Annotated in this window: 17 protein-coding genes; 6 read left to right on the top strand and 11 right to left on the bottom strand. The window is 66.0% G+C overall.

What is annotated here, in order from left to right; genetic code table 11:
• Positions 1 to 175 precede the first annotated feature (175 nt).
• Both ABEA24_RS39365 and ABEA24_RS39360 read right to left on the bottom strand, forming a co-directional pair.
• On the bottom strand, positions 176 to 586 hold the full coding sequence (locus ABEA24_RS39365) for a hypothetical protein (RefSeq protein WP_345438173.1): 411 nt from the start codon (positions 584 to 586) through the stop codon (positions 176 to 178).
• Positions 586 to 7,773 (bottom strand): RHS repeat-associated core domain-containing protein, encoded by a 7,188-nt coding sequence (locus ABEA24_RS39360; RefSeq protein ID WP_345438171.1) that lies wholly within the window; start codon positions 7,771 to 7,773, stop codon positions 586 to 588. Before ABEA24_RS39360 ends, ABEA24_RS39365 begins: the two co-directional genes overlap by 1 nt.
• A gap of 260 nt (positions 7,774 to 8,033) precedes the next feature.
• On the opposite strand from ABEA24_RS39360, the gene ABEA24_RS39355 reads away from it, so the two are divergent.
• The gene (locus ABEA24_RS39355) at positions 8,034 to 12,401 is read left to right on the top strand and encodes a ricin-type beta-trefoil lectin domain protein (RefSeq protein ID WP_345438169.1); all 4,368 of its coding nucleotides are present in this window, start codon (positions 8,034 to 8,036) and stop codon (positions 12,399 to 12,401) included.
• A gap of 508 nt (positions 12,402 to 12,909) precedes the next feature.
• Positions 12,910 to 14,196 carry an FG-GAP repeat domain-containing protein gene (locus tag ABEA24_RS39350; RefSeq protein WP_345438167.1) on the top strand — a complete coding sequence of 429 codons (1,287 nt, stop codon included), beginning with the start codon at positions 12,910 to 12,912 and terminating at the stop codon, positions 14,194 to 14,196.
• A gap of 415 nt (positions 14,197 to 14,611) precedes the next feature.
• On the opposite strand, the gene ABEA24_RS39345 is transcribed toward ABEA24_RS39350, so the two are convergent.
• The 3 genes from ABEA24_RS39345 to ABEA24_RS39335 all read right to left on the bottom strand — a co-directional run bounded on the left by ABEA24_RS39345 (position 14,612) and on the right by ABEA24_RS39335 (position 16,646).
• Positions 14,612 to 15,820, bottom strand: a complete 1,209-nt coding sequence (locus ABEA24_RS39345) for an HD-GYP domain-containing protein (protein ID WP_345438165.1) — start codon at positions 15,818 to 15,820, stop codon at positions 14,612 to 14,614.
• Positions 15,817 to 16,314, bottom strand: a complete 498-nt coding sequence (locus ABEA24_RS39340) for an RNA polymerase sigma factor (protein WP_345438162.1) — start codon at positions 16,312 to 16,314, stop codon at positions 15,817 to 15,819. Before ABEA24_RS39340 ends, ABEA24_RS39345 begins: the two co-directional genes overlap by 4 nt.
• Positions 16,315 to 16,388: 74 nt before the next feature.
• Positions 16,389 to 16,646 (bottom strand): hypothetical protein, encoded by a 258-nt coding sequence (locus ABEA24_RS39335; protein ID WP_345438160.1) that lies wholly within the window; start codon positions 16,644 to 16,646, stop codon positions 16,389 to 16,391.
• A gap of 785 nt (positions 16,647 to 17,431) precedes the next feature.
• Between ABEA24_RS39335 and ABEA24_RS39330 the strand changes: the two genes are divergently transcribed.
• The 3 genes from ABEA24_RS39330 to ABEA24_RS39320 all read left to right on the top strand — a co-directional run bounded on the left by ABEA24_RS39330 (position 17,432) and on the right by ABEA24_RS39320 (position 19,095).
• The gene (locus ABEA24_RS39330; protein ID WP_345438158.1) at positions 17,432 to 17,935 is read left to right on the top strand and encodes a helix-turn-helix domain-containing protein; all 504 of its coding nucleotides are present in this window, start codon (positions 17,432 to 17,434) and stop codon (positions 17,933 to 17,935) included.
• A 179-nt stretch (positions 17,936 to 18,114) separates the two neighbouring features.
• On the top strand, positions 18,115 to 18,255 hold the full coding sequence (locus ABEA24_RS39325) for a hypothetical protein (RefSeq protein ID WP_345438156.1): 141 nt from the start codon (positions 18,115 to 18,117) through the stop codon (positions 18,253 to 18,255).
• Positions 18,256 to 18,360: 105 nt separating this feature from the next.
• A complete protein-coding gene (locus ABEA24_RS39320) occupies positions 18,361 to 19,095 on the top strand; it encodes a VOC family protein (protein WP_345438154.1) in 735 nt (244 codons plus the stop codon).
• A gap of 283 nt (positions 19,096 to 19,378) precedes the next feature.
• Here ABEA24_RS39320 and ABEA24_RS39315 read toward each other — a convergent pair whose 3' ends face one another.
• Entirely contained in the window at positions 19,379 to 20,185 is an 807-nt protein-coding gene (locus tag ABEA24_RS39315) for a helix-turn-helix domain-containing protein (protein ID WP_345438152.1), read from the bottom strand.
• 339 nt (positions 20,186 to 20,524) lie between these two features.
• Between ABEA24_RS39315 and ABEA24_RS39310 the strand changes: the two genes are divergently transcribed.
• Positions 20,525 to 22,297, top strand: a complete 1,773-nt coding sequence (locus ABEA24_RS39310) for a tannase/feruloyl esterase family alpha/beta hydrolase (protein WP_345438150.1) — start codon at positions 20,525 to 20,527, stop codon at positions 22,295 to 22,297.
• Here the strand turns inward: ABEA24_RS39310 and ABEA24_RS39305 are convergent.
• The 5 genes from ABEA24_RS39305 to ABEA24_RS39290 all read right to left on the bottom strand — a co-directional run bounded on the left by ABEA24_RS39305 (position 22,231) and on the right by ABEA24_RS39290 (position 24,979).
• The gene (locus ABEA24_RS39305) at positions 22,231 to 22,581 is read right to left on the bottom strand and encodes a dihydrofolate reductase family protein (protein ID WP_345438148.1); all 351 of its coding nucleotides are present in this window, start codon (positions 22,579 to 22,581) and stop codon (positions 22,231 to 22,233) included. The two genes, ABEA24_RS39310 and ABEA24_RS39305, sit on opposite strands and share 67 nt — an antisense overlap.
• Before the next feature lie 4 nt (positions 22,582 to 22,585).
• Positions 22,586 to 23,185, bottom strand: coding sequence for a dihydrofolate reductase family protein (locus ABEA24_RS39300; protein ID WP_345438146.1), 600 nt, complete (start codon positions 23,183 to 23,185; stop codon positions 22,586 to 22,588).
• A gap of 250 nt (positions 23,186 to 23,435) precedes the next feature.
• On the bottom strand, positions 23,436 to 24,260 hold the full coding sequence (locus ABEA24_RS39295) for a MarR family winged helix-turn-helix transcriptional regulator (RefSeq protein WP_345438144.1): 825 nt from the start codon (positions 24,258 to 24,260) through the stop codon (positions 23,436 to 23,438).
• Between the two features lie 118 nt (positions 24,261 to 24,378).
• Positions 24,379 to 24,555 (bottom strand): sigma factor, encoded by a 177-nt coding sequence (locus ABEA24_RS53815; RefSeq protein ID WP_425551295.1) that lies wholly within the window; start codon positions 24,553 to 24,555, stop codon positions 24,379 to 24,381.
• 94 nt (positions 24,556 to 24,649) lie between these two features.
• Positions 24,650 to 24,979 (bottom strand): YciI family protein, encoded by a 330-nt coding sequence (locus ABEA24_RS39290; protein ID WP_345438142.1) that lies wholly within the window; start codon positions 24,977 to 24,979, stop codon positions 24,650 to 24,652.
• Positions 24,980 to 25,027: the final 48 nt, after the last annotated feature.

The raw sequence follows: 25,027 nt of genomic DNA, 5'->3' as shown, positions 1-25,027 counted from the left end.
GGGAACCGCATCGGCGATCTTGTCGCCGACCTTGACCTGAGCGATCGGCTTGGAGGTCTCGTCGGCCATCAGCACCAACGTCGCCGCCGCGAAGCTGTTGCAATTTTTGACCAGAGAACGGCCGCCCTGGGCGGGTCTTTCTCCTTCGCGATTACCTCTAACTTGACGGCAAGCGTCACTTCATCGCGTCATTTATCATCGTTATGCCACTACGAATGGCATCGATAAGACCTTGATACTCCGGATCAGCCGATTCACTGGAAGGCTCACCGATGGCAGACTTATAGGAACACCAGGAGGCGTACACTCGCTCGGCAACCTTGCCCTGAAGTTGAAGAAGCTCCGGATATTCACCTTCTCCGAGGTTGCGGCGTTCAGGATTCTTGAACCAGATATTGAGTCTGGCCCCCGCAGAGATCCACTCCCCGATAAGTTCGATTGCGTCATTTCCGATGAGATCACTTACTAGCATAGCGAGAGCAAGATTTCTCGCGGGGGAATGTGTTGGCTTCTTGAGCTCATCGGGAGGCGTCCAACTTGGAGGCAAGTCCCGGAACGCGTGCATCCAGCTAGGGAAATCTTTCATCACTCGGCTCCTGCAGAAAAGTCCGTGTTGAGTAGCCATGAAAGGATCCCGCTCGTCGTCTTGGGAACGCCTTCTACGCCACCAGCCCTCAGGACATCACCACAATAGGTCAGACAGCTCCTAGTCTCCAGATCATAGTCTCCAAGACGGCCGCGTGACTGATAAACCTCCTGTGCAGCAAGAGCGGCCCCGGATCTCGGCAGCGGAATCTCGATCACTCCGTCCGCACCCGGGCCTCCCGTCCAACGCCGAGAAAATGCCCTCGTCCCGATAGTCCCCACCTGATGGGTATGTAGGGTATCTCCCCCGAATTGGGTTACCTCGATCGAAGCGTGCCCAGCCTCACCCGGCGCTGTCGGGGGATGTAGATGGACCCGCGCTACGCCGTCCGGACCGCAGTTGTGTACGAGGACAGGCGTGGTGCCCGCCTCCACATAGTAGGTGTGGAGGTGGTCGATGGTGAGGTTGTAGGTGACCATCGTGGCGGTGTAGGTGCGCAGCGCCAGGATGCTCGCCTGTTTGCCATCGGCCGTCTGGAGGTGGTCGCCGGCACGGAGGTGGTCGGCGGGGGTCCAGGCTCGGGTGGTGATGTCCCAGTACAGGTGGTGGCTGGTCCCCGTGATGGTGCGCGGGCCCTTACCGGTTGCGATGGTGACGTCGGTGTAGTCGTGATCGTCGTAGGTGACGTGGACGTCGGTGACGGTGTGGGCCTGGTCGCGGGTGCCGGCATCGGTGCCGGGAACCGCATCGGCGATCTTGTCGCCGACCTTGACCTGAGCGATCGGCTTGGAGGTCTCGTCGGCCATCAGCACCAACGTCGCCGCCGCGAAGCTGTTGCAATTTTTGACCAGAGAACGGCCGCCCTGAGATACCGCCCTTCGCCCTGCTGATGGAGCAGCATCCTCGGCCGCCCGGGCAACCGCCTTCACCGCCGGTTTCGCGGCCGCCCGCGCGACCGCTCCCCCGACCGGTGCGGCTAGAGCACCACCGACTTCGAGGACTCCGGCCGTGGCAACCGAGACGGCGGCATTGATGGCCATCGATTTGATGGTGCCGGTGAGACTGTGGTCGGCGTTCGGGTCGAGCTGGTTGTTGAACCACCCATAGACGGCCCCGCCGGTTCCGGCGCAGAAGAGTGCCCCCGTGCCGGCGGTTTCGGCGTCGGCTGCCGCGTTGCAGCCGACCTCATAGGCGACCGTGACGACCGTAGCGACGATCGTGTGATGTTTTTGAACGAAGCGCTTGACGCCACACCAAAAACCACAGCCGTGGGAACCGCCCCCACCACCGCCCCCACCACCGCCACCGCCGCCGTTTCCGGAGCCCGAGTGCTGGTAGCTGGGCGGGCCCTGGCAGTCATGGGTGTCGCAGTAGCTGGACGGCGTGGGTGAGCCGCCCATGTAGCCGGTCTTCCCGCAGCCCCCGGCACCGGTTGAGCACGGAATCATCAACCCGGTCGGGTCGCTGCTGGTGATGGGGTTGGAGGCGGCGTAGGTGTAGCCGTTTTGTTCCTGCGGAGACCCCGGATTGAATGCCGGGTCGAGGGAGGCGAATCGGCCAATTGATGGGTCGTACCAGCGGGCGCCGATGTCGGTGAGGCCGGTGTTGGTGTCCTGGGGCTTGTTGAGGAAGCCGTGATTGTCGGGCCAGGTGGACGGCGCCGTGCCGCGGGTGTCGCCGTAGGGGTCTTGCTGACGCCAGGTGGGGGTGGTCAGCGTGGCGTCGAGGCTGAGGTTCGCGGTGCCCTGCTGGTCGCCGAGTTCGAAGCCGTAGGCGGTCCCGGATCCGGTACGGACGGCTTCACCGCCGCCGGGCAGGTTGTAGAAGCGGGTGCCGGTGACCGCTTTGGTGTTGGTGTCGAGGGCGATTTCTTCGTTCGGCAGGAACAGGGTGGTCTTGCCGGGGTCTTTTTGGAGCAGTAGTTGGCCGTCAGCGTCGTAGATGTAGCTCGAGCCGCCGGAGGCGCCGGTGACCGCCGTCAACTGACCGGTGTCGTCCCAGGTCAGTGTTTCCTGGCCATTGGCCGGGGTGGTGCGGGTGGTGGTGTTACCGACCGGGTCGTAGCCATAGGAAGTCGCGGCTGAGCCACCCGGCCCGGTGGTGCTTGTCGAGGCGAGCGTGTTGGGCTGGCCAGTGTTGTAGGCATAGTTGGTGACGGTGTCGGCGGCGCCGTTCAGTCCGTGCCGGGTCTCTTTGCTGCGCTGCCCGAGGGGGTCGAGGGTCCAGGTGGTCCAGTAGGCCCCGCTCGTGATACCGGAACCGACGGTGGCTCCGCCGTTGTCAGATGGATCGGCGGCACAGTTGTCGGTGCCGGTCCAGGCCTGGGTGAGCCGGTCGAGGGCGTCGTAGCGGAAACACTGGGTCTCCGACGCGCCGCCTTGCCGGGTCTCGGTCTGGGAGAGAGGGTTGCCGACCGGATCGTAGGTGTAGGAGGTTTCATCGATCCTGGTGGACGGGTCGGCGGTCTTGGCGAGCTGGCTGTCGGTGAGTGCCCCCGTATGGGGGTCGAAGGTGTTGTTGATGTAGGCGTGGTTGCCCAGATGACTGCCGAGTTCGGCCTGGGCGACCTGCCCGTAGGGCGTGACGGTCAGGTTGGCGGTGTAGGCGGTCAGGCCGCCCATGGTGACCAGGACGTCCATCGCGCCCGAGTAGCCGTGGGTGACCGTTTCCGCGGGCAGGGACCCGCCGGGTGAGGCCGGGTAGTCGTCCGAATCAGGGAGGGCGTTTCCGCTGGTGTAGTGGTGAGTGAAGGTGTAATCGCCGGCGAGTGCACCTTCGCTGTCTGGGATGGTGATGGTCTCGCCGGTCGATTCGCCGTGGGCGTTGAATCCGGCCGCCTGGGTCTTGTAGGCGTTCCCGTCGACGTAGGCGGTCGCGGTGGTCACCTGCCCGACCGGGTTTGTCATGCCGGGGATGGCGTTGTCGGAGTTGTCATACACCCACGACGCGAGCCGGTTCGAGGTGCTCTGGTCGGAGACAGGGGCGTCGTACTCGCCGGTCTTGCGGTTCAGCGGGTCGTAGGCGAAGGAGATCGTCTTGTTGCGGGCGTCGGTGGTCTGGACGAGGTTGCCGGCGTCGTCGTACTCCATGCTGGAGGTGCCGCCGTCCGGGTCCTTCTTCGAGGTGACCTGGCCGAGCAGGTTGTAGCCGCTGTTCCAGTCCTCACCGGTGGCCACGTCCTTGACGTCGGTCTGGTGACCGACGTGGTCGAACTTGTACTGGGTGGCCTGGCTGGTTCCGCCGCTGATGGTCACCTTGGTGATCGGCGGGGTGCCGCTGGTGGCGACCGCGACGGTCGGGGACTGGGTGTAGGAGTCCAGCTCGGTCGTGCGGCCGAGGGCGTCGGTGACGGTGGCCTTGGCGGTCGCGCCGGGGAAGGGCGATCCGGAAGCGTTCAGCGGGACCGTGATGGTCTTGTCGCCCAGGTAAGAGGTCGCCGTCTGGGACTTGATGTTCGAATCGTCGTAGGAGGTGCCCAGGACCGGCCTGCCGAGCCCGTCGAAGGCGGTCACGCTCTGGTTGGGCACCTGGGAGTCCGGGACGGTCAGCAGCGCGTTGCCGGGGGTGCCGCTTGAGTCGTACCAGTCGGTGTTGGTCTTCCACGCCCAGCCGCGGGTGTCGTAGAAGGTGTCGGTGACGAGCCGACCGCCTCTGGGCGTGAGTTTTTGGACCTGGCGGGGTCGCAGGAGCGCGTCGTACAGCGTGGTGGAGGAGGTCACGGACCCCTGCGCGTCGTTCATCGTCTGGGTGGTGACCACCGACGGTGCGCTCGCCGAGATCTGGTAGCTGAATTTCGCGTTGGCCGGCGAGGTGGTGGCCCTGCCGTAGCCCCAGACCGCGATGGTGCGGCCGAGCCCGTCGTAGTGGGTGGTCGTGGTGATGCCGTTGGCGTCGGTCGCCGAGGTCACCAGTCCGCGCAGCGGGTCGAGGCTCTGGGTGCTCGCCTGGTTGAGCGGGTTGGTCGTCTTGATCGCGGTGGTCAGCCCGTTGGCCATCGTGTAGTCGAGATGGGTCTTGTTCCCGAGCGGGTCGTACGAATCGACGGTCCTGCCGTAGGCGTCGTAGACGTTCGCGGAGTTGACCGCGTAGCGGAACGCCCCACCGGCGTATCCCGTGGCGATCTGAGTTTCGGAGGCTTCGCCCTTGGTCGGAGCGGCCTGTGGCCATGCCGAGTTCGACGGCTGTGGCCACGTTGATCTCTGCGGGGGGTCGTCATAAAAGACGCGCTGGTCTGAGACCACATCGTCGGGCCGGGTCACCGAGGTCGGAGCGGTCAGGGCGTTGATCTGGGAGGCCGACGGTGCGGAGGCGCCTCCCGGGTTGGCGCCGCCGCAGGAGGCTGCGTCGGTCTCGACCTCCGCGGGCAGCCCGACCAGGTTCTTGGCGGTGTAGGCGGGCGCGTATGTGGTGACGGTGCAGCTCTGCTGGCTGGTGTCGGACAGGTCCCCGTGGGTGAAGGTCACCAGCGGCAGGCCGAACGTGGCCGAGGAGGTGTCTGCGTCGTAGCTGGTGTCGGTCTCGGTCTTGCGCCAGACGGCAGATCCGCTGCTCGTGACCAATTCGCGGGTCCACGTCTCCACCGGACCGCTGGCGTTGGCGGTCAGCGGTTGTAGCCCGGTACGCGATCGGGACACGGTGGGTGGGGATACCCAGTAGGACGTGATCGTCGACTTGGTGGCCGCGCCACCAGCGTAGTCGTAGGCGGTGCTCTCCAGCACCGAGCCGGCGAGTTGGTCGGTGTCGTCGTGGGTGCCGCCTTGGGAGTCGGTCAGCGGCACCTTGGTGGTGTCGTTGTCCTGCGACATCCCGCGGTAATAGGTGGTCTCGCTCTCGGTCTTGGCGTCGTTGCCCTGACCGGTGAACGTCTGCACGTCTCCGAAGCCGCGCCACTGACCGTAGGTCCGGTATTTGGCCTTGACGACCTCGTTGTCGTCGTAATGCCATGCACCTCCGTGCAGGTACTTGTAGGAGGTGAACATCGTCGGGTTGCCGCCGGTCGGGTCAGCATCGGTGACGGAGACGACCTGCCACTTGTTGAACCAGTCCAGGATCGGCTTGCTATAGCCGTTGGGCGTCCAATACACGGGGTAACAGGACGCGGTGTTCGCCGACGGGGTGATGCTGACGGGCCAAGAGCAGGGATTTACCTGGTCATAGCTGACGCCGATCACTTCACCGGTTTCGGTGGTGACCGACTCGATGCGCTTCCGCGTCAAGATGGGCAGACCGTCGTGGGTGGCGACGCGGTTCTGCAGGTCCTTCGGAGTGAAGGTCACCGACGGCAGCGTGACCGCCGACCCGCCCGCGCTGGTGTCCGACCCGGTGTGCGTGATCTTCGACAGCCACAAGGTCGGTGAGGTTCCATCCCCCGTCGCCGGTAGCGTCTCATCCAGCGCCCAGGAATCCACGGGGCTGTAGGTCGAGCCGTTCCACTGCTGGGTCTTGATCCCGGTCAGCCGCACCGTCGACCAGTGCGACGGTGCCACCACCTGACACGACGACCCGGCGGTGCAGTTCAAGTCGTAGGGTACGTCCGGCCAGTTGGCCGCGTTGGTCTTGTTCAGCGGGTCGCAGGTGCCGGACAGGCAGCGGTCCCCGGTCGTGAAGAAGACCTGGTCGGGGGCGTGGCCGCCGTTGACGGTATAGGCGTTGCCGTCGGTGAAGCCGTAGTCGATGTGATCCAGGTGGGAGTCACGTACGTAACCGGTGGCCTTGGTGGTTTCGCTGTTCTTGGCGTACGCGTTGGTGTCCTGCTTGTAGTAGTACGCCATCGCGTTATCGTGGATGTCCTTGACGTAGTCCAGGTTCCACCGGTACGCCATCGTGCACACCGACGCGGAGAAACCCGACGCGTCATAACACGGGTCCCCTGAATGCGCGGAGAACACCGGCTCGGAGTCCACCGAATTAGTCGTCGTGGCACCTGACGTCCAGCCCGGCAGCTGGTTACGGCCGAAGTAGAACTCGGTGCCCTTCTGGTCGACCACCTTCCAGTAGTCGGTGTTGTAGGTGCCGGACCCGTTACCGGAGTTGGGGACATGGGTGACCACGTCGCCATTACCGTCCGCCGGTGCGAAGGTCTTGTTGCTCGCGTCGTACACCAACTGGGTCGAGCTGCCGTTCAGCGACAGCGTCAGGATCTCTCCGTCCCAGCACTGGTCCGACGTCGACTTCGGCGACGCCGAGCCCTCGGGGGAATCGGAGCACTGTGCGAACGACTGCTCGATGAACGAACGCGGTGTCGACCAGCCGTCGCCCGCCCAGCCGGCCTGAGTCTGAGTCGCGGCGGTCTGCCCGTCCAGCCCCCCGGAGTCATAGCCCAGATCGAGCTTGGGTACGAGCGCGGACGCCGCCGGCGGTACCGCGATCGGATAGTCGTAGGTGAACGACCCGCTGGAACCACCGGCCGACCACGACCCCGAGGCCTTCAACTCGGTCGCCTGGTAACTTCCGGCAGGGCCGCCGCCGTCACCTTCGCCACCCCCGGAGGTGGTGGCCGCGAGCACCATCGGCCGCGCCATGCTCGCCGACATCGCGGTGTACACCGTGTCCGCCTGCGGGTCGTTACCGCTGCGAAGTGGCGTCTGGGTACGGCATACCGGGTCCTGGGGACGGGTCAGCGCACAGTCCGGAAGGGACACCAGGCTCAGCCGCGCCCCGAAGTTCCCGCCGTACGCGTGGGCGAACGCCCGATAGTCGACCCCCACCTCAACCTGACCGGCCGCCTGGCCGGATCCACCACGCGCCGCGGCAGTGAACAGCATCCCGTTAACGCCCGCATTGACCGCGGCCTCATGAGAGGCCACGTTCACCGATACGGACGAGGGGCCGCGGTAGCCGCCCTTGGCCGGAGACAACGCCCGCACCGAGATCGGTGTCCCCCCCACGCGTGTTGCCCGGCGGGTGTCGAGTGCCGCCTGCCCGGAGCCAGCCGACGGCCACGCCACCTTCCCCGGCCGGTAGGGACGAGCAGCGGCATTCTTGGATCGGACCGGTTTCTTGGGCTTGAAAGTCCGTACGCCGTGAGCCGCCTGTGTCTTGGGCACTGCCGGAGCGTCCTGACCTGACACCGCGAAATAGACGGCCGGTACGAGGGTGGCCAGCAGAGAGACCGCGATCAGTCCGATCGCCAGCCGGGATCGGCGCACCTGCGCGACCCAGCCTTGACGTATCCAGCCACCGCGCATGCGCCCACCTTCACCACAGTGATCTCACCCGGTCCGGGCGGATCCCATCGACGGCGTCTTCAGCACCGGCGCGACTCGCGGCATGGGCGAACCCCAGGGGATGCGTCCGGTGGCGGCGGGAGGCGTGGAGCGAAGATCGATCGGCCGAACTGTGCCATAGATCATCCGGAATTGCCTAGATGCCACATCTGGCCACAGACCTCACAAATACCTCAACATGCGCAAACACGACACTTTACTCTCTCTTTACCATTGGTCGCATGTCTGAACTGGGGAGGAGCGTGCGATGCTCCTGGGCGGCCTGGCTGATCATCACCGGGCCGTTCCCACGGCCAGTGAAGGGATCCGCCGCCGTGCGCATGTCAGCTCCACCCGGGTCGCCGGGCCGCATCCGGCGCTTCCGCTCGGGCACGCGGCGCTCCCCCGCGCCGCGTACCGCGCGCGCGTTCGCGGCCGTGACCATCGCAGCGATGTACCTCGCCATTCCCCGCCTATCGACTGGGCCTGCGCTGGCCGCCGACCGACCTCACTCCCACACCAGGACAAGCGCGACGGCGGATTTGGGTCGGCAGACCGCACAGGCGTCCGCACGCGCGAAGGCGACCGGTAAACCGGTCAAGGTGGAGGCGCTGACCACCGCAACGTCGGCAACGACAGCGACACCGCAGGGCACGTTCGTGGTTACCGACACGCTGCAGCCCACCCGGATCAAGCGGGGTGGTACGTGGGTTGACCTGGACGCCACCTTGCACCGCAACAGCGATGGAACGGTGTCCCCGACCGCCACCAGCACCGGCCTGGTGCTCTCCGGAGGCGGAACCGGCCCCCTGGCCACGATGATCGACGGGGGTGTGCGCCTGTCACTGTCCTGGCCGGCCAGCCTGCCCACGCCGACCCTGAATGCCGCCTCCGCCACCTACGCGGATGTATTGCCCGATGTGGACCTGGTGGTCACAGCCACGCCCCAGGGTGGATTCAGTCACGTCCTGGTCGTCAAGACCAAAGCCGCAGCCGCCAACCCCGCCCTGGCCGATCTGGCGTTGCAGGCGCACGGAGAAGGGGTCAGTGTGTCGGCGGACGCCCACGGCTACCTGTCCGCCTCGACCAGCCCCAATGGAATACCGATCTTCGCCGCCAAAACCGCGGTGATGTGGGACTCGGCCACCAACGCGACGCCTACAACGCCGGTGGCGCCCCCAGACCTGCCCTCGGCGCCGGGTGTCAGCGAGCCAGGACCCCGTGCGCACATTGAAGCGATCAAAACCACCGTCACGCCGACCGCATCGGCGCCGACGCGAACCCCGACCGTGCGACGGATGACCCAAGACACGGGCGGCAGCGACTCCACTATCACGCTCTCCCCCGACGCCGGCATGTTGTCCGCCTCCTCGACGGTCTTCCCGCTGTTCATCGACCCGACCTGGAACCCAGCAGGCGGTTCCCGCCAAGCCTGGGCATCGGTGTCCAATGCGCTCGACGCCACCGAGTACGACAACTCCTTCGACCCCAATGCCAACGTGCTGCAGGTCGGCCACGTTAATGGTTTCACCTCCCGGTCCTTCATCCGCTTTAGTGTCTCCTCCGTGCTGAAGGGCGCCACGGTCCACTCCTCCGATGTGAAGTTCACCGTCGACAACGACGGGGATGAGTACTGCCACACCTCCAGTGAAACGGATCTGTGGTGGACCGGGGACATCTCCAAATCGATTTCCTGGAGCAATCAGCCATCCTGGAAAAGCAAGGTCGCATCGACGAACGCTGACAACTGCCCGAACCACAGCGTCGATTTCGATGTGACCTCGTTCATGCAGAAAAACGACACCTCCGGGGCAACGGACTTGACGTTCGGACTGCGCGCGCCGGACGAGAGCACCGACACCCAGTGGGAAGAGTTCTATAGCGGGAACGGCGAAGCCACGATGTCCACCGAATACGACCGCCTGCCGGGCCTGGGCCGCCTGCCGTCCACCTCACCCGGTGGCCTGTGCCAAACCGGCTCGCCTTCCTCAATGGTCATTGGCAACGACGGGATTACCTTCTCCGTAATCCCCAACGATCCGGACGGAAAGACGAACCTCACCACGAAATTCGTGGTTAAGGACTACAAGGGCGCTGTGGTATTCCCAACCGGTGCTCAGACCGGCACGGTGGACACCGCATCCGGAACTCCCGCACGCCTGCCGATCACGTCTGATCAGATCAAGAAATGGCACACCGACGGGGCTACCACGGCACACGCCTATTCTTGGTACGTCAGCACCACCGACGGGATAGGGAGCAGTCCCACCAGCGGTTTGGGCACCAGTTCGAACCCCTGCAACTTCACCTACGACCCCACTGCACCAGGACAACCCGGCCTGCAAGAACCGAGCGGGTCCCTCATCCTGGGCGGGCAGGCCACCGTGACCCTCGCACCATGCATGGATGCGCTCGCCAGCCCGCCGGTCACCTGCACTGGAACCGCACCGACCCGGTATGTGTACCAGGTCAACGAGACCGCCGCACTGTCGGTGACCGCCACCGGGGGGATACAGACACTCACCATTCCGCTGCACCACGTCGGACCGAACCTGCTCACCGTCTACGGGTTGTCCGCCGGAGGGAACCCCGGTGCCATCGCATCGGTGACCTTCAGCGTCGACGGCCCTCCCACCCCGTACCCGGACGGCGACATCAACGGGGACACCAACCCCGACTTCATCACCAACCATGCCGGAAACGCCGGCCTATGGCTGGCCACCAGCAACGGCCACGGAGCGCTCACCAGCCCCATCGACATCGGCGCCCTCGGCACCGGCCTCAACAGCCCAGGAACCCCCGCCGACTGGAACGGCGCACAAATACTGCACGGCGACTTCACCGGCAATCACGCCCAAGACACCGTCGCCTACTACCCCAACACCGGCAACGCCATGCTGCTCTTCGGTAACGGTGACACCACCCCCCTCAGCCCCTACGTCGGTGACCAGCAGCGCATCTCAGCGCCCCACCTCGCCGACACCCACATCAATCCCGACGGCGACAACCCCACCCAACTGGTCGCCGCCGGAAACGCCAGCCTGCAAGGCAACCCCCTCCCCGACATGATCGCCATTGCCGGAGACGCCACAAACGGCTACGAGCTCGATCTCGAAACCAACACCATAGGCCTGTTCGGCGACTACCGATACAACGAACCCCTGGCCGGCCCCAAACAGACCCCCGACGGCACCGGCTGGGAAAACTACGCCCTGGCCACCGCTCAGCCCAACGGGCAGACCGTACTGTTCGCACTGAACACCACCAACGGAAAACTGTATGAGTCCACCAATCCAAACCAAAGCAGCGATGCCCTGATCGGCACCCCCGGCTCCTGGACCACGGCCCCCCTGTCAGTCCCCTGGACCAGCACCCCCCAACTAGTTTCGGCGGACATCAACGCCACCGGAAACATCGAGTTGTGGACCGGCTCCGGCTTCAGCGCAACCGCCTACACCCTTACCGGCACCACCGTCGCCCAAGAGGCCACCAACGACCTGCTCGGCCCCACCCACGAATGGCCACTCGCCGATGGCGACACCGCCACCGCCGCCACCGACTCCCGCGGCGGCGCACCAGTACAACTCTCCCCGACCGGCACCGAATGGCAGCCAGACGGATACCTCCAACGGCCCGTCATCTCCCTGGACGGCGCCAGCGGCTACCTCCAGCCCCCAAACGGACTGATCCAGGCCTCCACATCGCTGACCGTGTCGCTGTCCTTCCAGGCACAGCCCGGCAAAACCGGAATCTTGTTCTCCACCGGGCACGATGCGCCCTCGGCACTGAACACCGCCACGATGCCGGTAATGTACATCGGCACCGATGAACGGCTATACGCCCAGTTCTGGAACGGCTATATCCGGCCGATGGTCTCCCCCGAACGCGTTGACGACGACCAGTGGCATACCGTCACCCTCACCGCCGATGGATACGATCAAAGCCTCTTCCTCGATGATGACCTGCGTATCGGCATGGCCGGCAGCCCACTGATCAAAAACGAAGACCCTCAGAACTTCATCGGCGCCGGGGTCTTCCCCGCCAACACATCCTCCAAGACCTGGGTTAACGCCCCCGGCACCACTACCCAGGATCGTGTCAGCTACTTCACCGGAAAGATCGCCAATGTCGTCTACTACAATCAGTACCTGACCGTTCCTCAGGTCGCGCAGTATAACGTCCCGAAAGCGATCACCGGCACCATCACCTCACAATTGTCTAGCGGTTTGTGTATAGACAATAAAGGCAGCAGCACCACTAATGGCAACGCGATCCAGATTTACACGTGCAACGGGAGCGGAGCACAACAGTGGACCATAACTCCTGATAGCAGCGACCTTGACTACACCATTTCCATTGGAGATCCCGCTAATAATGGCAGCTGTCTGGCGGTCTCGGGCACCCATACAACGAACAGCACACCCATCATCCTATGGAAGTGCATCCCCACCGATCCGGCCCAGAAGTGGCACATCGAGTCCGACGGGCAACTTTGGAATCCGAATTCCGGAAGATGTCTCGCCGATCCTGGATCTTCCCTAACGCCCGGAACTCAACTCATCATCTACGACTGCGACTACGCGAACGAGCAGAACTGGCACACCCCCTGATATAACGCGTACGGACCAGCTTCCGGCCCTGCCCGCTTCAAGCAATGACGGCGCGCAGGGCCGGTGCACTTCAGCCTTGATCGTGGACACATCAAGGCATGGATCATAAGTGGTCAGGAAGAGGAGGCCGCGTTCGAGACCTTCAAGTACCCGGCAGATTTCCGGGCCCACGCGGTGGAGTTGGTCCGCAGGCCGGATCGGCCGGTCGCCAAGAACACCGAGGAATTGGACCTCAGTCACGAGATGCCGAAACCTGGGTTCGTGCGGTCGGCGGCCATCCGCCACCGAGGACGAAGCGACGATGTCGACATAGGCGGGGACCTCGACCCCCGTCCCCCACGCCCCATTGACCGTCAACAGCCCCCACCATCCGTACGGCGGGCGGCAGAGCACATACCACCGCACGCGCCGCTTCATGTCTTTGCAGATAGGTAGCCGACGGCCAGCCGTCAGATGACTTGATCAAAGCCCGCGCCCCCGCCAGAACCGCAATCCCAAAGGATCTCCTATGGACAGGCGTATATGTGCAGCGACGGCCGCCCTGGCGCTTTCGATCGCGACCACATCGGCGGCTCGGGCGGATACCGTCGTCGGACCGCCGACGATATCCGGGCCGAACTGGCCCGCCGACTACAACGGACCGGTACCCGGCCCGTTCCCAACGGGAACCCCAATCGACCTGACGCTCACCCCAGGCACAGGCGTTACGCCGACTAAATACCGCTACCAGGTCAACGACGGCCAAATCCTCACAGTAGAGACAAGGTCGGGAACGGCAAACATCCAAATCGTGCCGACCGGCCGTAACGGCACGCTGAACGTCACGGCTGTATCGGCGGACGGCACCGACAGCCGCAAGGTCTCCGAGAAGTTCATCGGCATCAGCGAGCCGCCCGCAGCCAATCAAGACATCGACGGCGACGGAAAACCCGATCTGGTCACCATCGGTGACACACCCGGACTACCCTCTGGGCTCTGGCTCGCCTCGGGAACATCGGGCGGCCGGATACGCGTTCCCGCCAAGGACATCGGCACCCTAGGTGCGGGGTTCAACTCCCCGCCGGACCCGGCAGACTTCAACGGTGGGCAGGTCGTCGTCGGAAACTACTTCGGTGACGGCTTCCAGGACTTCATCGTGTACTTCACTTCGGGCCTGCAGACCGGCAATGCGGTCCTGCTGAGCGGCAGCGGTGACGGCTCCACACTCAATCCGACCGCCGGGAACCAGCAGGACCTCCGGGATCTCCTCGCCGACTACAATGGGGACAATCCTCTGGAGTTCGCCAACGCCTACGACTCCATGAATTCAGATGGATCCGGCGACGATCTGATCTCGATCTCGGGTGACGCAACGAACGGATATTACCTCAACTACTACGAATGCCGCTCGATAGGCGTCACGTTCGCACCACAGTTCAGAATCTCTACGAATACCCCGGACGGCACACCCGACTGGCAGAACTGGCGGATGACCACCACCCGGGTCCCGTCGGGTACCGCGATGTACCTATGGAAACCCTCCACCGGCGATCTGTACCTATGGGAAGGCGTCACCACCCACGACAACGGCGACACCACCGGGACCATCACCTACACCCAGTACAAGATCGCCGAGAGCTGGAACACGGGCGCGACCTTCTCCACCTTCCAGGCAGCCGACTTCGCCACCAACGGCGCACCCGGACTGTGGACCGTGACCCCGGCAGGCGTCGCCACGGCCTACACCGTCTCGGACCTGTCCACCACCCCGAACATCCACGCCGGCGCGCCACAGACATTGTCACCGGCGAACTGAGTCGACCGCCCGGAAATGACAGTCGGCACGCACAGTCACGCGATCACCGCCGACCCATGGTTGCTCCGTGGTTGCTCGGATGCCACGAAACAGCACGTCAGCGGGCGGCACCTCTTAATCCGCTGGCTCGGCATTCGAGTACTTGCGATCCGCCCTATCGGCAGCTTACGGGCATCCTCGCGACCGGCCCGAGCGCGATAGATAGATTGGAGTCCCTGTCTCTCTCACCGGTCTACGTTCGGGACGAACTGCATTCAAACTGTAAGAGCGACAGGGACCGCACAATCAGGGAGGGCCTTCGATGGAGCCATTCCATCGAAGGCCCTCCCGCCTGGATCGACGGTGTCCTTCCGGCGTGCGCCAGGGCACCGAGGCGCTGGTCGACCCGGCGTCCAAGGGACCCGGAATCACGAGGTCATGTGTGACCTGCGACTCGGAGTGGATGGCTGGGGTCGTCGTGGCTCTGCCATGCGGTTTCGCCGCTGTTAGTGGGAACCGAGGACGAAGGCCCTGGTTCTGACCAGCTGTCATGGTCTGTCACCGAGAGGAAGGCTTCGACCATGCGTGGATCGAGGTGCTTACCCGCGAGGTTGTGGATTTCAGCGACGGCTTGATCGGCGGTGAGGGGAGCCCGATAGGAGCGGCTGGTCGTCATCGCGTCGAAGATGTCCGCGACGGCGATCACACGGGCGTGTTCGGAGATCTGCTGGCCAGCGAGACCACTGGGGTATCCGGTACCGTCATACCGCTCGTGGTGATGCGAGATTCCTTGGAGAGATGCGTTGATGATCCGTTGAGCGTCCTTTTCGATCGGTGCATCGAAAATCTCCGCGACCGCCTGAACGATCTCCGGGCCGCGCGCGGTATGAAGTTTGATGCAGGTGAATTCTTCTACGGTCAAGGCTTCGTCCTTGCGCAGGATGCTGGTCGGGATGTTGAGTTTGCCGATGTCGTGGAACATGGCGGCGAAGCGGATCTCCTCCACCCGAGTGCGCGGCATGTTCAGTTCCCCGGCGACCAGTGCCGCCAGGTCGGCCACACGCTCGCCGTGCGCGCGCGTAAAGGGGTCCCTGACGTCGATCACGTCGAGTAGCAGAGCAGTGATCTCAGCAAGCGTGATGTTCTTGCCTCGACGGTGCCTGAGCAGACGCAGCAAGCGCCTACCGGAGGTGGTCTCTGCCTTGAGCGTGGACGGCTGCGCCGGCCGTTGTGGCGTTGAGGTGTTCATGTGGGCGGTTGCGCCCAGGTTGGTGGCGTTGAGAATCAACCGCTGGCTGGTGAGGTCGGCGGCCCGCTGACGCAACGAGTGCGGGACCGCATCGGACGGCAGGTCTTGCAGAGCGGCCACCAGTGCGGCGGCCTCCTCGATTCCAGCGGCGTCGGCGGACCTCAAAAGCGGTTCGGCGAACGCCTTGTCGCCGTGTTCCAAAGCGGAAAGGCCCTGGCCGTAGGCGGCGTCTTGGGTATCGATGAGATCGGCGAGGTCATGGATCCGCTGCCGCTCCTCCGGGTCGGTGTCGAGCCGATGGGATGCCTGGATGAAGCGGTCTAGGGCCGCGTTGTCCTCTCCAGTGTCCGTTGCGATGGTCATGCGGTGAACCAGTGCATCGATGCGGTCCATCATGTCCCTCCCTTCGCCGGGTCGTCTTGATCTTTGAGCTGTCGCAGGCGTTTGCGGGCTGCGTTGAGCTGGGATTTCACGGTTCCCAGACTCAGATCAAGGATCTTGGCGGTCTCGACTTCACTCAGACCGCCGATCAGCCGCAAGGCCGCGACCTTGCGCTGCTGGACGGGCAGTTGGCGGAACCATCGGATGAGCGTGTCGTTCACCTCGACGGTGGCCGCGGTGTCGCGGGGATCGGGCAAGCCCGCCAGACGTGGCTCGGGATCCCCGCGATAGCGGCGCAGGGCCTGTTTGGCTGCCTGGCGCTGCCACAGGCGCAGCGCCACCTTGTACAGGTAGGCCTTTGGTTTGGCATACCCGCTGACGGTCTCCCAGCGTTCCCGCACGATCAAGAACGCATCTTGAACGATGTCGTCGCTGTCGCACGGAGCGCATCCCTGAGCGATCAGGTAGCGACGCAGTTGATGATGATTGGCCAGGAAGAAGCTCGTCACCTGAGCGTCCCAGGGACGGCCCGCCGACAGCACCGCTGTTCCCGATGATCGGGCCCGCTGTTCGGGTGCGGGCGTCACCGGACCGTCTCCGCGCCGACCCTGGAGCGCGGCCGATGGGTGCCGGCAGTGCGGATCTCCCAGCCGCCGCCATCGCCTGGGTGGTGGATGAAGTCCGCGCCGGGCGGCAGCGAGGCGAGTGCTGAGCGAATGGTCGCCTGCCTGGCCTGCTCCAGTACCAGCGCGGCGCGTGCACGCAGGATCTGACGAAGCAGCGCTGTCCCCTGCCAGGCGAGCGCGGTGAACATGCTGATCACCTGAGGATCACCGCTCATGCGGGGTTACCCCCTCACGGTCGACTATCTGTCACCCGCTAGAGGCTTTCCAGCCCCCAAAGGTTGGACATCGCCATCAGAAACCAAATCCGCAGACAGCCATGCGCTCAGCCAGGCCCGCTTCACATCAACGTTAACTGCCGACGGCGGCACCACGCAGCACACCGCTTAGGCACTTCATAGGCATGCGATCGGCACCCTATGCCGATCGAATGCCCACGTCCTCTCGCCGCCGAGCCTCGGCGCTCATCTGAGAACCGCCGGCTCCCCAAACCATCGACTAACCCGGGCATGACCTGACCGTGCTCCCGGAATGCTCCCCATCCGTGCTCCCGTGCTCCCTCCGGGAGCGGGGAGCACCGGGAGCACGCATGGTCGCTGAACTGTCCTGAACCGACGTCAAGGAGTGTCATTGATACCCGCTGACCTGCTATTTCTCGAAAAGCCGCAGGTCAGCGATTGATCGGGACGACATTGACACGGTAGAGGTCACTGGTTCAATCCCAGTATCGCCCACCACGTGAAAGTGCAGGCCAGGAGCCCTGCTTCTCCTTCGGAGAGGCGGGGCTTCAGGCTTGTCTGGGCGATATTTGGGCGATGATCTTGTCGCCCTGGTTCGCCTCGGCCTGTCGCCGCGCCGTCAGTCGATTGATCTGTTCTTCCATCTGCGGATGGAGCGCGAGGAGCCGCTCCCGCTCCCGGCCTGTGGGTGCCGAATATCGTGTCACAGGGGCTGATCTGGGGTTTCGCTGTGGTCGGTGGCTCGGCTCCGGCAGGATCGCAGGATGGCTCTGCGGTTGTGGTACTTGATCGTCTTACGGGTGTTCGGCTGGATCGCGCTGCTCGCCCGATCACAGGCGTCCAAAGACGCAGAGATCTTGGTACTGCGTCATCAGCTCGCGGTGCTCCGCCGCCAACTTGCCGCTCCTCGGCCATCGTGGGCGGACCGGGCGATCATTTCCGCGCTCGCGCGTCTGCTCCCGCGACGCCGTCGGTACCACCTGTTCGTCACCCCGCGGACGCTCCTGCGATGGCATGCCGACCTGGTGAAACGACGTTGGAGCTACCCCAAGCACGGGCCAGGGCGACCACCGATCCGACCCACCATCCGAGCCTTGGTGCTGCGCCTGGCCGCCGAGAACCCGGACTGGGGATACCGGCACATCGCCGGGCAGATCGCCGGCTTGGGCCGGAAGGTTTCCCCGGCCACCGTCTGGGCGATCTTGAAGAAGGCCGGCTTCGATCCAGCGCCCCGGCGCAGCGACCCGACCTGGGCTCAGTTCCTTTAAGCCCAGGCGTCCGGGATCTTGGCCTGCGACTTCTTCAGCGTCGAGACGGTCATGCTCGCGCGGCCGTACTGCTTCGCCGTGGTGGAGCACGCCAGACCGACTCGGCGGCCTCCTCCACGAATACGCCCAGGTCGCATGAGGCGACACGATATTCGGCACCCACACGGTCGAGGATGGCGGTGGCCAGTACCTCGTCGCCGAAGACCTGCATCACCCACGTCATCCGCCGGTTCGGCAACTGGATCCTCAACCTGACCCCGCCGGCCGCTGCCCCGACCACGCAACTCGATCTCGAAGCCCGCGTCCTGTTCGTCCCATGATCGACGGGCTCGGCGGGGTCGGCGGGGCCGACCAGGGGCAGCGCCTGGTCGGGCATACGCCTGGTCGCGGCGGCCCAGATGACGGCAGCCTTTACGATCCTTGGCATGGCGACGAGACTGGTGCAGATCAATATGAAGGCCCATGACGCCTCCGCGCTCGGCCGGTTCTGGGCGGAGGCGCTCGGCTGGGGCATCGACAGTGAGGAGTACGGCTCCAGCCTCGAGCCCGTCGGCTTCACCTACCCCGACCCCGCCGCCGTCTGCATCGACCTCATCAACCGCCCGGAACCCAAGGCGGTCAAGAACCGGGTGCACCTCGACCTGGCCACCACCTCGGCCGCCCACCAGGCGGAGCTGGTCGCGCGCCTCAAGGAGCTCGGCGCGACCCCTACCGACGTGGGCCAGGGCGAAGTCCCCTGGACGGTCATGGCCGACCCGGAGGGCAACGAGTTCTGCGTCCTGGAACCCCGGCCGATCTATCAGGACACCGGCCCGATCGCCGCGGTGGTCGTCGACTGCAGCGACCCGCGCGCCATGGCCCGATTCTGGGGCGAGGCGACGGACTGGACCCTGCACGAGGTCACCGACGACCACGCGGTCATGCGCTCCGCCAAGGCCGTCGGCCCCTACCTGGAGTTCATCCGCACCCCCGACCGCAAGACCGTGTGGAACCGCGTCCACCTCGACATCAGTCCCTACCCCGGCGACGACATGGCGGCAGAGGAAGCCCGCCTGCGCACCCTGGGCGCCACCGACCCCGGCATCGACCAGACCGACCTCCACTGGAGGGTCCTCGCCGACCCCGAAGGCAACGAGTTCTGCCTCCTCACCCCCCGCTGACCTCATGCAACGGCTCCAGGCGGTTTCGGGTCAGCGGCGGGACCGCGCGGCGGCGGGCTCCTTCCTCGCCGGTACATCGAGCCAGGCTGCTGCGGGCGCGCGGTGGTTTGCATGCACGTAGAACCGGTGATGCCGGCCCCCGACGCCGCGCCGGCCGGGGTGATCGCAGCTTCTTCGGCAAGGAGAAGCAGGTCGATGCCCGCATCGGCACGGCCATGATGGAGGACTCCTATGAGTACGTGGACGCCGGGCGCGGCGACCTGGCGGTGCTGGTCGCCGGCGACTACCTGCCGCAGATCCGGTCGCTGCAGCGGCGCGCGCTGAGGGTCCGGGTGCTGTTCTGGAAGCACGCCTGTCGGGTGCACGCGGTCGCGGATGAGGAATCTGACGTGCTCGGCCCGCTCCCCCAGGCCATGATCAGGTTTCGAGCCTGCTGGGCAACCCAGGCCCCGGTCGGGTTGGTCGTGACACCCATGACGTGGACGGCCCGGGTGAGGTGCTCGATGAAGAACAGCACATGGATCCGCTTGAGAAACACCGTGTCGACGTGGAACAGGTCGCAGGCGAGGATCCCCTCGGCTTGGGCCTTCAGGAACCGGCCCCAGCTCGGTCCGGTCCTTCGGGGTGCGGGATCCAGACCGGCACCTTTGAGGATGTCCCGCACCGTGCTGGGCGGAACCCGGATACCGACGCCGGCGAGCTCGCCGCTGATCCGCTGATAGCCCCAAGTCGGGTTCTCTCGAGCCTGCCGCAGCACCGCTTCCCGGATGTCCCTCCTGGTGGAGGGGCGGCCTGGACGTTTCCGTCCGTAGGTCCATCTGCGGGCGATCAGATCCCGGTGCCGGCGCAGGAGCGTCGACGGCGTCACGAAGAACATCTGCCATGAAGGCCGAGGCAACAGCCGCGACAGCGCCGCCAGCAGGGCACGGTCTGCATCATTGAGATCAGGACGGTGCACCTGACGGCGTAGGACGGCGACCTGATGCCGGAGCGCGAGGATCTCCAGTTCCTTACTCCGGTCACCACGCATCAGCAGGAGCGAGAGTCGGAGGACGTGGCCGAGGATGAGGTAGAGGAAGGACCAGAACACAACCAGCCAGGATGGCCACTACCGCACCGTGCTCGAGCCATCGACCTGCGGATCCGCAGCACTCACCCAGTTTCCGCACCCCACAGGTTCGGGTGGCGTCGATCGATCGGACGGCGTACCCCAGGTTCACGCGTGCGGTGTCGGCGATTACCAGCGGTAATGGAAACAGGTCAGAGGGCGTGGCGATTTTCGCCAGGATCCGGCGCGATTTCCGGATATTCGGTTCGGTATTGACACGTGCTCGCGGCACATTTAGCTTCCGGGTGCTCCTGTCGTGAGGTCGCCGGCGTCGCCGAGATCCCGCGATCACGCGTACGCCGCGAAACGGGGAGGACACGCATGCGTGCTCGTGTACGGGGCCGGATGCCGGGACGCGCCGGCCGCACCGCCGGAGTCCGGGCGCTACCGGTCGTCCTCGCCGTCCTCGCCGTCCTCGTGATGGCCGGCGGTGGCCAGGCCGCGCCCCGTACGGCCGTGGCCGGGGTGCCCGCCGAGGTGCGCGGTTCGTCCTCCGGCCCTCCCGTGGTGCTTCCTAGGACCGACTGCGCGGCCCTCGCCGGGCAGGACCTGTCGGGGACGCCCGGCGCTCCGGCGGTCATCGGGTCCGCGACCGCGACGACCTCGCCGGACGGCTGGGCGGCCTGCGAAGTCAAGGGAACCGCGGCGCCGCAGATCCAGTTCGACGTGCTCCTCCCCACCAAGACGTGGCGGCAGCGGTATCTGCAGACCGGGTGCGGGGCGTTCTGCGGGAGCGTCGACATCTACGCCGACGCGACGGACGGGTGCGTGCCGCTGACACGCGGCGACTTCGTCATAGCCACCGACAACGAGGGGCACGTCGGCGTCTCCGGCTTCGACGGCACGTTCGGCGCCGACCCGCAGCTCCGGGTCGACTTCGGCTACCGGTCCGACCACGTCGTCGCGCTCGTCGCCAAGCGGCTCATCGCGCTCTACTACGGACAAGGCCCGCGCTACTCCTACTTCGACGGCTGCTCGCAGGGCGGCCACGAGGGGATGACCGAGGCGCAGCGCTACCCGCGTGACTTCGACGGCATCGTCGCCGGCGCCCCGGCGTCGTTGCTCACGTCGCTCATCGTGTGGTCCGCGGGCTGGCACGCCACGGCCAACACCGACGCGCGGGGCCGGCCCATCCTGACCGCCGCCAAGCTTCCCGCGCTGCACGCCGCCGTCATGCGCGAGTGCGACGCACGGGACGGCCTGGCCGACGGCCAGATCGACGACCCGCGTGCCTGCACGTTCGATCCGCGGAGCCTGCGCTGCGCGACGGGAACCGACAGCGCGGGCTGCCTCACCGACGCGCAGATCGGTGCCGTACGCAAGCTGTACGTCGGGCCACGCGACGAGCGGGGCCGGCGGATGTACCCGGGGGGTGAGCCCGTGGGCTCGGAAGCGAACTGGGCCCGCTGGGTCACCCCGACCGCCACCGGCGACCCGGCCGTGGCCGAGGGCAACGCGACGAACGCGCTGAAGTACCTCGCCTACCCGTCCGCCCGGCCGTCGGCGACACTGCACGACCTGCACTACGACTCGGCGACGTTCCGCGAGATCTACCAGCGGGCCGGCGTCTACGACGCGAGCGACCCCGACCTGACGGCCTTCCGCGCCTTGGGCGGGAAGCTCCTCCTCTGGCACGGCTGGGCAGACCAGGCAATCTCGCCGTACGGAACGATCGCCTACTATCACGCCCTCACCGAGCGCATGGGTGGGACGGACGCCACGCAGCGGTTCGCCCGCCTGTTCATGCTGCCGGGCGTCGCCCACTGCGGTGACGGTCAGGGACCGGACGCGATCGACGCGCTCACCCCCACCCTCGCCTGGGTCGAGAACGGCGTCGCACCCGACCGGCTCGTCGCCACAAAGCGCCAGGACGACACCGTCGTACGGACCCGGCCGGTCTACCCCTATCCGACCGTCGCACGCTACGACGGGAGCGGCAGCATCGACGACGCGGCGAACTTCGCACCGACACCGCCGCCCACGCGCTACGAGGACGACATCCCCTGGCTCGGGTCGTTCCGCTCCGGCTACGAGCAGACCTGCGGCTGGCACGACGGCCGCTGGTCCTGCACCCCGGCGCGACGGCCGAGCTGAGCTTGGGCGGCTTGGCGTCCTACTCCCGAACCGAAGACGGGGACGCCGTCGTGGTGGTCGCCCTGCCAGCGGTCGGCGTGTTCGTAGGTGCGGCGGCCGGAGATGACGGCGCGGGTGGCCAGCGCCTCGGCGTGGACTTGTCCGTTTGGTCCCGGGTCGTTGCGCCGGTCGAGCCAGTTGAAAAGCCGGAACCCGCCGATGCCCATCGGCGTGTCCGGGCTGTCCTGCGGCCCGGTGACGTAGCAGTCCAGGGATATGGTCATGTACAGCCGGATGAGCGCCATCGTCTCAGCCTCCCGTCCGCACGCGGTAGCGCAGGTGCGTCACGCCCGGTCCGTCCGCGGCACGGAGCAGTTCGAGTTCGATGTGGTCGGGTGGCATGTCCTCAAAAAGCGGTTCGCCCTGCCCGATCAGGACCGGGACCAGGTGAATCTGCAACTCGTCGAGGACGCCTGCGGCGAGTGCCAGCCGGGCGGTGCGGGCTCCGTGGACCAGTACGTCCTTGTCGCCGGCCGCGTCCTTGGCCATGTTCATCGCGGCCGTTACGTCGCTCACATAGGTGACCCCGGGCCATTGCAGCTCGGGATCGGGCTGATGGCGGCTCAGGACGAAGATCGGCACGCCGTCGTGGTGGTCGCCGCCCCAGCCGTCGGCGAGCTCGAACGTCCGCCGGCCGACGACGACCGCCCCGGTGGCCATGGCCTCGTCCATGACCTCACGGTTCACGCCCGCCAGGTGGCTGCCCGTTCTGTGATCGGCGTCGGCGTCCGGCAGAAACCACTCGTGCAGCCGCTGCCCTTTATCGCCGAGCCCGTTGCCCGGCGCCGCGTTCGGCCCGGCGATGAACCCGTCCACCGACATCGACATGTACAGCACGGTCTTACTCACGTTCCTGGTCCTTAATCAGTTCTGGGAGTTGCCATCCGGCAGACTCCTGGTGGGTAGCCGCTGGCAGGTGAGCACTCTTGGGTCCTGGACGTTGAGTCCTGAGAGCTACGACGCTGGTCGCTACCGCTTCGATGGGCTCATCGTCCTTTAGCGCGGCGCCGTCGGCTGCACCGTTCGGGTGACCCGCGCAATGACCTGCTCATCTCGGTGGCCGAGCTGGGGGTCGTGGCCGTCGCCCGCATGCGCCCGCTCAGTCGTCGACGGCCTCTGCCGCGGCGGCGATCGGCTCGAGCCCGGCGATCAGCTCGTCGAGTTCGTCCGTGCTGAGCACGTCGTACGCCGGCGCCGCCAGTTCGTCGGTGAGGTCCTCGATCCGCTCTTTGGTCTCCCGGCCGGCGTCGGTGAACCCGCCGGCGGCGTCCACGAGGCCGCGGCCGCACAGCCCGTCGACGACGGCGGCCAGCTGTGCCTTGGGCAGGTGGTGGATCCGGCCGAACTCCTCCGCCCTCATTCCGAGGGAGAGAGCGAGGAGGACGTGGGCCTCGGTGCCGCCGATGCCGTGGGCGACGAGGGCGGCGTTGTGTCCGTCCCCGCGGTGTTCGCGCAGCAGCGTCGCCGCGTGCCAGAGCCTGGCCACCGGCTCCTCGGGCACGTCGAGCGCCCGGAGCCCGCCGTACAGCGCTCGGCCCTCGGTCGGCGCGCTGACCGCTGCTCGGGTGGCGAGGTCGGCGACCCGCACCAGACCGGGGGAGTCGGCGAGCCCCCCGATCATCTGCCGCAGCGCGGCGGCGCTGCCCCGCTCGCGCACGGCGATCGCCTCCTCCGGGGTGATCTTCCCCCAGACCCACGGGATGTGGCGCGCCACCTCGCCGTCGGCGAAGTTGTAGAAGACCGCGTGCACCACCCCGGCCGGTGCCAGCCCCAGCGGCGCGGCCCGGCCGGCGAAGTATCCGTCCCAGTAGTTGCGCATGCCGAGGGCCAGGAACGCCTCGTTGGGCACCTCGGAGAAGGTAACGGTGGCGATCGGCTCGATGAGCTCGAACATGCGGTGGACCTTGGCCTGTGGGTGCGTCATCGGTCGCATCTCCTGTGGTCGTGGCAGCGCCCCTGGTGGGCGGCCTTTCACCTTTGCTACGAACGACGCGGCCCGGATCCGACAACTCCGATCGATTCTGCCGGGCAGTTTTTTGGTGTCACACGGACTCGGTCGCCGCTTGGTTGCCGTGGTCTGGTTTCTCGCGGCGGATCCGGTCGATGACCTTGCGGTTGGCGGTGGTGGTCAGCCAGGCGCCGGGGCTGGGCGGTACGCCGTCGGCCGGCCACCGCTCGACGGCGGTCGCGAACGCCTCAGCCGCCGCCTCCTTTGCGATGTCAGATCACCGAAGCGCCTGGTCAGGGTGGCGACTACGCGGGCCCACTCCTCATGGTGGGTCCGGGTGACCGCCTCCCGGACGTCGAGCATGCTCACTGCTCCTGGAAGGGACGCACCTCGACCCGCCGGTTGCAGTGCTTGGATCCTTCGGCGGCGAGCTTGAGTGCCACGTCGAGGTCGGGGGCCTCGACGATCCAGAATCCGCCGAGGTACTCCTTGGACTCCAGGAACGGCCCGTCGGTGAACACCGCCTCCCCGCCCCGGTTGTCGATGACGGTGGCCGTATCGGGCGAGGCGAGGCCGCCAGCGAAGACGAAGTGTCCCTCGGCCTGGAGCCGATCGTTGAACGCACCGGTGGCAGCCAGCTCGGCGGGGGTGGGGGAGCTGGACTCGTCGTCGATCACGGAAACCAGGAACTGCATCTGAAGATCATCTCCTAGGGTTTGGGCGGCGCCCCGGTGGGCGGCCGC

This window comes from Actinoallomurus vinaceus, assembly GCF_039542055.1.
In the GTDB taxonomy this organism is placed as follows: domain Bacteria; phylum Actinomycetota; class Actinomycetes; order Streptosporangiales; family Streptosporangiaceae; genus Actinoallomurus; species Actinoallomurus vinaceus.
Note: the sequence above shows the minus strand (reverse complement) of the source record. Positions and strands in the feature narration are given on the sequence as shown.

Bases quoted from the DNA above. Each gene is read 5' to 3' on its own strand.
- ABEA24_RS39330 (WP_345438158.1), top strand. From the start codon at position 17,432: ATGGCTCTGCGGTTGTGGTACTTGATCGTCTTACGGGTGTTCGGCTGG.
- ABEA24_RS39345 (WP_345438165.1), bottom strand. From the start codon at position 15,820: ATGATGGACCGCATCGATGCACTGGTTCACCGCATGACCATCGCAACG.
- ABEA24_RS39365 (WP_345438173.1), bottom strand. From the start codon at position 586: ATGAAAGATTTCCCTAGCTGGATGCACGCGTTCCGGGACTTGCCTCCA.
- ABEA24_RS39295 (WP_345438144.1), bottom strand. From the start codon at position 24,260: ATGACGCACCCACAGGCCAAGGTCCACCGCATGTTCGAGCTCATCGAG.
- ABEA24_RS39305 (WP_345438148.1), bottom strand. From the start codon at position 22,581: ATGGCGCTCATCCGGCTGTACATGACCATATCCCTGGACTGCTACGTC.
- ABEA24_RS39355 (WP_345438169.1), top strand. From the start codon at position 8,034: ATGTCTGAACTGGGGAGGAGCGTGCGATGCTCCTGGGCGGCCTGGCTG.
- ABEA24_RS39360 (WP_345438171.1), bottom strand. From the start codon at position 7,773: ATGCGCGGTGGCTGGATACGTCAAGGCTGGGTCGCGCAGGTGCGCCGA.
- ABEA24_RS39290 (WP_345438142.1), bottom strand. From the start codon at position 24,979: ATGCAGTTCCTGGTTTCCGTGATCGACGACGAGTCCAGCTCCCCCACC.
- ABEA24_RS39320 (WP_345438154.1), top strand. From the start codon at position 18,361: ATGGCGACGAGACTGGTGCAGATCAATATGAAGGCCCATGACGCCTCC.
- ABEA24_RS39310 (WP_345438150.1), top strand. From the start codon at position 20,525: ATGCGTGCTCGTGTACGGGGCCGGATGCCGGGACGCGCCGGCCGCACC.
- ABEA24_RS39335 (WP_345438160.1), bottom strand. From the start codon at position 16,646: ATGAGCGGTGATCCTCAGGTGATCAGCATGTTCACCGCGCTCGCCTGG.
- ABEA24_RS39350 (WP_345438167.1), top strand. From the start codon at position 12,910: ATGGACAGGCGTATATGTGCAGCGACGGCCGCCCTGGCGCTTTCGATC.